At 33.2% G+C, this 7,805-nt stretch carries 5 protein-coding genes; 2 read left to right on the top strand and 3 right to left on the bottom strand.

Features of this window, described 5'->3' with window-relative positions:
- Nucleotides 1-243: 243 nt before the first annotated feature.
- Nucleotides 244-1,041, bottom strand: coding sequence for an SDR family oxidoreductase (locus ACP6PK_RS02890; protein ID WP_426557604.1), 798 nt, complete (start codon nt 1,039-1,041; stop codon nt 244-246).
- 76 nt (nt 1,042-1,117) lie between these two features.
- Nucleotides 1,118-1,960: a Cif family virulence factor gene (locus ACP6PK_RS02885; RefSeq protein ID WP_246844445.1), complete on the bottom strand. Its 843-nt coding sequence runs from the start codon at nt 1,958-1,960 to the stop codon at nt 1,118-1,120.
- A gap of 346 nt (nt 1,961-2,306) precedes the next feature.
- On the opposite strand from ACP6PK_RS02885, the gene murG reads away from it, so the two are divergent.
- Nucleotides 2,307-3,371, top strand: a complete 1,065-nt coding sequence (gene murG / locus ACP6PK_RS02880; protein ID WP_426557601.1) for an undecaprenyldiphospho-muramoylpentapeptide beta-N-acetylglucosaminyltransferase — start codon at nt 2,307-2,309, stop codon at nt 3,369-3,371.
- Between the two features lie 542 nt (nt 3,372-3,913).
- Here murG and ACP6PK_RS02875 read toward each other — a convergent pair.
- Entirely contained in the window at nt 3,914-4,729 is an 816-nt protein-coding gene (locus tag ACP6PK_RS02875) for a sulfotransferase domain-containing protein (protein WP_426557599.1), read from the bottom strand.
- Nucleotides 4,730-4,880: 151 nt separating this feature from the next.
- Between ACP6PK_RS02875 and ACP6PK_RS02870 the strand changes: the two genes are divergently transcribed.
- Nucleotides 4,881-6,941, top strand: coding sequence for a mechanosensitive ion channel domain-containing protein (locus tag ACP6PK_RS02870; protein ID WP_426557597.1), 2,061 nt, complete (start codon nt 4,881-4,883; stop codon nt 6,939-6,941).
- Nucleotides 6,942-7,805: the final 864 nt, after the last annotated feature.

Genomic DNA, 7,805 nt, shown 5'->3' with positions numbered 1-7,805 from the left:
TCCTCTTGTATTTAAGAACAAAAAAAAACCTCCACCAGTAACGGCGGAGGTTATCCATCAGGGTGCATCTACCTTTTCTCTTTCCCATCTTTGTATCTTTACTCCGGAAATAATCAATTTCATTTTCCTCTTGTATTTAAGAACAAAAAAAAACCTCCACCAGTAACGGCGGAGGTTATCCATCAGGGTGCATCTACCTTTTCTCTTTCCCATCTTTGTATCTTTACTCCGGAAATAATCAATTTAATTTTCCTGTTCTGTTTTGCTCATATTATGTCGATGAACCATTGTTGCATTAGCCTGATCTGTGGGGACTACCAATAGTTCACTAATATTTACATGGGGCGATCGCGTGACAGAGAAAAATACTAAGTCGGCAATATCATCTCCTGTTAAAGGTGTCAAGTCTTTGTAAACATTCTTAGCCTTTTCTGTGTCCCCATGAAACCGAACTTCACTAAATTCTGTTTCTACTAAACCTGGTTGAATTTCAGTTACTCGGACCGGAGTTCCTAATAAATCCTGTTTTAAACCCTCAGAAATTGCCCTAACAGCAGCTTTAGAAGCACAATAAACATTACCTCCAGGATACGCCCCACGACCAGCAATAGAACCAATATTAACTACATGGCCTCGACCTCGATTAACCATTCCTGGAACTACATAACGAGTCATATATAGTAATCCTTTAACATTAGTATCTATCATTTCTTCCCAATCGTTGAAGTCGCCGAGATAGAGTTTATCTAAACCACGACTTAAACCAGCATTATTAATTAAAATATCAATATCTTTCCAAGGTTCTGGTAAAGAATTTATTGCTGATTCAACTGCTAGGCGATCGCGTACATCTAACTGTAATAAATAAACTTTAGTCTGAAATTTTTTAGTTAATTCTTCAGCAAGTTTTTCTAATTTTTCTTGGCGACGAGCAATTAAAATTAACTTGGCTCCTGCTTGAGCAAATATCTTTCCACAAGATTCTCCAATACCACTACTTGCACCTGTAGTTAAAACTATTTTATCTTCAACAGAAATCATTTTTACTAGAATAAAATTTTGCTATTTTTTATTATTTTTTGTAGTTTATAGCTGTTAGCTGACTGCTGAATGCTAACTATTCCGAAATAACTCGTAAACGATAGGTACTAATAGTAATACCTCCTTTTCGCATTAAAATTGCTGACAACCATTGATCGTCAGAATTTTCTGTAGCCTCACCAATTTTAAAAATTCCTCCAGAAGACAATACATCTAATTTAAAATTAGCCGGTTCAAAATTATAAGAATCTTCATTAATGGGTTCTGCTAAAGCAGTTCCTAAAATAATTTGTTCGCCCAAAGGCTCTTCAACAATCACATCAAAATTATACTTTTCACCTACTTCTACCTCTGAGGGCAAATTAATATTAACAATAGGTGGTTTTTTTCCTGAAGTTAGTTGATTCTGCTCGGCTAAAATTTCTTGTTCAACAATCTTTTTATCTTCATAACGCTGTTTAGAAGTAATAGTAGATTTTAAAGTTATATCTCTATCTTTCATTTCTTGGACACCAGTAATATAGGTGATAGTTTCTGCCACAATAGCATCACCATCGGTTTCCCAAGAGGTAACTTTTGTCCGATATTTAACTGAATTATAGAGTTGCCAAAAATTAGCTAAAGCTGCTTCTAAACTTTCCCGATCTAAACCATCAGAATTAGTAAAATCATTACTATAAAAATCCATAACATCTTCTAAGTCTTGACGACTAGCAGCTCGATCAATTTTTTTCAATAGATCGGTCAGTTCTTCAGGTGTTTGATACCTACCTTGAGCCAAAGTCAAATTAGGAGATAAAACTACTCCTGAAAAAACAGTTAAACCCAGTAATAATGAACTAGATAATGTTGTTGATAATTGCTTAAATTTCATCAAAAATTTACTTTGCGGACGAAATGGGATTTGAGAAATAATCATTTTTAACTTATCAAAGTTGTTAGTTGAAAATTTACTGGTTGTGAGAACCAGGTTCATTAATGGATAATGGATAATTGATAATTGATAATTGATATGTTAAGAAAGATGTTTATAAAGTGAAAAAGGGAGAGCTTTTTTCCTTTGTCCTATTTTTGCAAAACTCAAATAAATTACAATACAGAAATTATCAATTTATCTCCCTTTTAATTTTTGACTTTTGTACGGGCGTTTTGCTGCCGCAAAGCTCCGCTAACGGCTGTCGCCGACATTAAAAGGCGAAGCCCATGCCGTAAGGCTATATGGCCAGCAAGCCCCTACTGACTTTTAATTTAAGGAGACAGAAATCTTGACCAATAAACCAGTTAAATTGTTAATCGCAGCAAGTGGCACGGGTGGACATTTATTTCCAGCGATCGCCACTGCTAACCAATTAAAGGATTATGACATCGAATGGCTAGGAGTTCCTAACCGTCTAGAAACTAAGTTAGTACCATCCCAGTATCCTCTCCATACTATATCAGTTGAAGGCTTTCAGCAGAAATTGGGCCTGGGAACCTTCAAGATTTTAAGTGGACTTATTGGCTCTATCCTACAGGTAAGACAGATACTTAAGCGGGGCCAATTTCACGGGTTGTTTACTACTGGTGGTTATATTGCAGCTCCAGGGATTATTGCAGCTCGTTCCCTGGGTTTACCAGTTATTCTCCACGAGTCTAATGTTTTACCAGGAAAGGTAACACGCTGGTTTAGTCGTTTATGTAATGTTGTGGCAGTAGGATTTGAAGAAGGGGCAAAATATCTACCTTCTGGGAAGACTGTATATGTGGGTACTCCTGTAAGAGAAGAATTTTTGTATCCCCAACTATTAGATTTGCCTATTCCTGAAAATGTTCCTGTAATTGCAGTTGTTGGAGGTTCTCAAGGAGCAGTAGCAGTTAACCAATTAGTGAGAAAATGTATTCCAGCATGGATAGAAACTGGAGCTTGGATTATTCATCAAACAGGGGAAAATGATCCAGATGCTTTTAGTGTAGAGCATCCCCAGTATTTTCCCATGACATTTTATAATAATATGGCTGGGTTATTTCAGCGGGCTAATTTGGTAATTAGTCGTGCTGGTGCGGGTAGTTTAACAGAATTAGCAGTTACTCATAAACCATCAATTTTAATTCCTTATCCTTATGCTGCGGATAATCATCAAGCTTATAATGCTGAGGTTTTTTCTAGTCAGAATGCTGCCTTAGTTTTTACTCAGTCAGAATTGACTGAAGAAAAACTACAGACTGAAGTTTTAGAGTTATTAAAATCATCAGAAAAATTAGAAAAAATGGCTGTAGGAGCAGAAAAATTAGCAGTAAAAGATAGTGGTAAAAAATTAGCAAGTTTAGTTCATAAATTTTTGAGTCATTAAATTATTCATAAGCATTCAGCTATTAGCATTTCCGTTCCGGAATGCTGCGCAAACAGCTCTCATCTTTTTATACTAACTTTTATGTGAGGTTGGACAGAATTATGAAATTCATTCATTCATTAATTTATCTATATTTAGATATAGGGAATAGGGAGGAAAAAATCAAGACAACTATTTGTCACATTTAAATATAGGAATATATGTACCTTTCCATCTCTCTATCTACCAGATTTCAATCCCTTGAAGTATTACTTTTTTTTAGATTATACTCACTATTTAATCTCTTAATACCTATTTTACACAAAGTCTCTAAAGAGAACAAATGCTAAGTTATGAGCTTTTATTGATACATTTAATTATCGCTCAATCTCTCAATACTAATTCCCCCAATTGAGACAGCAATCTAATAACTAATAGCTGATTCTGAATGCTTACAATTATTATTAATAAACGAAAATATCATCAAGATATTGGTTATCATAAGTTATATGAATAAGAGTTAACTCTAACTTTAAAAATAAATTGTGTTTGAAAGTTTTTGATTATCTATCAAGCCAACCTGTCTTTGTTTCTTCATAATTTAGTTTAATCAAAACATCATCAAATAGGGCAACAAACCTTTCTTCGTGGATTGCTTGAAAATGTTCTTTCCACTGCTGATTTTTACCTGACCTTATATGCTTATTGTTTGACACCTGCCCAGAAAATAAACTTTTCCTATAGGCTATTTTTAATAGACGAGGAATAACTCTTTCCTTGAACCCTAGAAAATGAAAAATTTCCCTGAATAAATTCAGATCAATATCTTGAATTAAATCCTCATACTTTATTTCTATAAAGTCAGAATTATCATAGTTCCAAGATTTCATATCTTGAATTACATTCCTAGATGAATTCTCCATTTCAAATATTAACTTATCGTCAAAAGACGAATAAGAATTTAGTTTTTCCTGATAAGTTAATCCGCCAAACTCCTCTCTCTTAAGATGTAACCATTTTTCTGATGATTTCGTATGATAAAAACAACCAGAAACAACAATATCTCTTGGGTCTCTGATAATATGCAACCCTTTGTAATTAGAAAGATTATCAAAATCAAAAAAGGAATGATCTTGAAGGAAAATATCAAAATTGCCAGATGGACATATAAAAGACTTGTTGCCTCTATTTGCATAACATTTTAAGTCATAATAGGAAGCAATAGAATTGAAAATATTTGCCATCCAAACAGTTCCAGTTTTGTGGTGAGTTCCAATTAAAACGCTATTATCTATAACTTTGCCAAAGGCTAAAACTTTATTAATAATTCCTCGGGATTTAAGAAGAAAAGAGCGACTTTGTTTGAGTAATGATTTCATTGTTATCAACAATATTAAACTTTATGATAGGATAAAAAAAATATAGCAGTAAACAAAAGATAGTGCTAAAAAATTAGCAAATTTAGTACATCAGTTTTTCCAAATCAATAGTTGATAATTAAACATTCATTAGAAGTTTTTGAGGGTGGTTATGTGGCATGAATATTTGTGGTTAAAGTTGAGAAAAGTAGTAAGAGGCAAACTTGGTAGTCGCCCTCTCGCACAAAATAATGCCTTGATTCTTTCCACAAGGCAAAAAACAGCTACAAGACAAATTGTCAAAATATTAATCATTGCTTGTTTAATACCTTTACTATTTTTGATAGTACCAGCCTGGGGACAAGCTACTGATAATTCTTTAGAAACAGCTCCAGTAGAACTTAATGGTAAAGAATTATTTAAGGTAGCAGGTAATGAAGAGGAAAATTTGACCCCTACTAAACGAGCAGAAATTATCAGTTCAAAATTAGAAAATATCTTAGATTCAGGTAAATCTATAAAGGTAAATATAGATAACCAAAACCAGCAAACAATTCTGCTTATTAATAATGACAATCTACTAACAATAACAGCGGCAGATGTTAAGGCAGGAATCAACACAGAGGAACAAGCAGCAATCTGGAAATATAACATTGAAGACGGTTTTGAATCAGCAAAAAAAGATACTCAGTCTCCTAACCTATTGAAAGTATTATTAATCAGTATTTTTTTGATTTTAGCAGCCGTAGTCCTAGAGTTATTTTTAAGATGGCTTCAGTTAAAAATAAACATAATTTGTGAGAAAAAATATCCTCAGATTGTCAACTATTTACCAAGATTTTTGCCATTCATGGCAATTTTTATCAGAGTAATAGTAGGAGTAGTAGTCATCCTTTATCTCACCTCTATAATACCATTTACTAGAGACTATCATAATAAACTATTAGAGATTTTAGGTGATTTAAGTAACAGTTTTACTTCTGATATTTTGAATTTAGGTGAGGAAGGTTTTTCCATTATTGAAGTGGTTACTTTAATTGGATTAACCATTGGAATGTGGAAAGGAGTTGGGTACTTTATTGATAATATCTTTAGAACGAAAATTATTAGTTTAACAGGAGCAGAACGAAGCGTTCAAGATACAATCAGTTTCTTAACTAAATATGGATTAATTTTTTTAGGAATACTAATTATTCTACAAATTTGGAATATCGATATTAGTTCTTTGGCTATTATTGCTAGTGTTCTTGGTGTAGGTATCGGTTTTGGTCTACAGAATATTGCTAACAATTTTATAAGTGGTATTATTCTAGTTTTTGAGCGACCAATTCAAGTGGGTGATTTTATTCAAGTAGAAAATTTAGTAGGAATTGTTGATAAAATAGGTTTGCGTAGCACTCACATTACAACTTTAGACAAAGTTTCTTTAATTGTTCCTAACTCTCGTTTTCTAGAAAATGAAGTTTTAAACTGGAGTCATGGCAACCCTATTTCTCGGATGAAAATACCAATAGGTGTTGCTTATGGTTCTAATATCAAGTTAGTTCGGAAAGCTATTTTAGAAGTAGCAAAAAGTCATCCAGAAGTATTATTACATCCCTCCCCACAACTTTGGTTTCAAGAATTTGGTGATAGTTCTCTAAATTTTGATTTGTTGGTTTGGACTAGAGAACCACGGAAACAATATCAACTTAAAAGTGAGTTAAATTATCGTATTGAAGCAAGTCTACGAAGATATAAAATTGAAATTCCTTTCCCTCAAAGAGACTTTCATTTAAGGTCTCCAGAAATAGAGCAAATGATAGAGACTTGGATGGGGAAAAATTCTCCTCCTCAAGTAGAACTTTATTATCCTGATAGTGTTAAGTTTAACTTGGAAAATAATATTTCTCAGTTAGATGTAGATGAAGAGGATAATACAAAAGTATTAACTAAAGATTCTATCAACCATCAAATCAGCAAAAATATAGATATAGATACCTTAGTTGAAGAAATGCGTGGTCCAAATGGAGTATCAATTAAAGACCGCCAACATCGGTGGGATGTATACTCAAAATGTTTTGTTGGTTCTGAGGCAGTAAAGTGGTTAATGCAGACTCAAAAAATGGATTTGAATGAAGCAATTTTTATTGGTCAATTGTTAATAGACCGTGGTTTAATTCATCATGTCGTAGATAGACATGGTTTTAAAAATAAGTATCTTTTATATCGTTTTTATCAGGATGAACAGTAGATTTAATAATTAACAATTAATAATTAATAATTGGCTCTTCTTATAAATCAAAGGATTTGCTAAAAGGAATTTTTTGATTTGTTTTCTATAAAAATAAAGGCTTTATACCTAAATTTGTCGGTAAATTAATTGGCAAAATAAATTTTTTATAAGTAATATCACAACCTATTCCATGTAACTCTGGTACAGTGATTCTATGTTAGATTTGCTCAACAAGAATGAAACCTTAATTCCATACATTAAAAACTATTTAAAAAGCTACTGCTAAGTAGGTGAGCATAAATAAACGCAATATAGTATTTCTCAGGCTAGTGAGGTAAAGTGCTGGATATCCCTATAACCCCCTGAAAAAGACAGGATAAATTTATTCTCACTAGAGAAAAAAAGAGGATGGGGGTGGGGAGTTTGGAAAATGTGGGAACTACAGGATCTTAACAAAGTATAGGGTTTTCATTAATGGATAATGGATAATGGATAATTACCTCTCCCTTTTAGGGAGATGATTGACACTTAACAGGAAAAGATTTATTTTTTTCCCCTTGAAAGGGGAGGCTTCAAGGCGTCAATTATCTAATTATTTAATTGCTTAATTATTAATTATTTCGGTAAATATTCTCTGACGACAAAGAATTATCCCTGCCTTTTTCAGGGGGACTTGCAAGTCCCCCTGAAAAATAGATCGTTGATGTACTTAACGCCACTATATTATAGGGCGGGTTTTGAGTGCTAGATAGTTCTTGCGTCAAGCCTTTCGATTAAACCTGCCCCTACAATTTTTTTAAAGTTTGGTAGTTGTGGATAGTAATGGCAGAATAGGAAAAAGCAATTCCTGCCTGCGGGTACAGGAGGAAGATGCTCCCACTG

The sequence above is a fragment of the Dapis hubbardiae BLCC-M172 genome (genome assembly GCF_050016015.1).
Taxonomy (GTDB): domain Bacteria; phylum Cyanobacteriota; class Cyanobacteriia; order Cyanobacteriales; family Microcoleaceae; genus Trichodesmium.
The sequence above is the reverse complement of the archived record's forward strand: the minus strand, read 5'-3'. Positions and strand labels throughout refer to the sequence as shown.

Excerpts from the sequence above, each read along its gene's own strand:
- ACP6PK_RS02890 (WP_426557604.1), bottom strand. The coding sequence starts at position 1,041 with ATGATTTCTGTTGAAGATAAAATAGTTTTAACTACAGGTGCAAGTAGT.
- ACP6PK_RS02885 (WP_246844445.1), bottom strand. The coding sequence starts at position 1,960 with ATGATTATTTCTCAAATCCCATTTCGTCCGCAAAGTAAATTTTTGATG.
- ACP6PK_RS02875 (WP_426557599.1), bottom strand. The coding sequence starts at position 4,729 with ATGAAATCATTACTCAAACAAAGTCGCTCTTTTCTTCTTAAATCCCGA.
- ACP6PK_RS02870 (WP_426557597.1), top strand. The coding sequence starts at position 4,881 with ATGTGGCATGAATATTTGTGGTTAAAGTTGAGAAAAGTAGTAAGAGGC.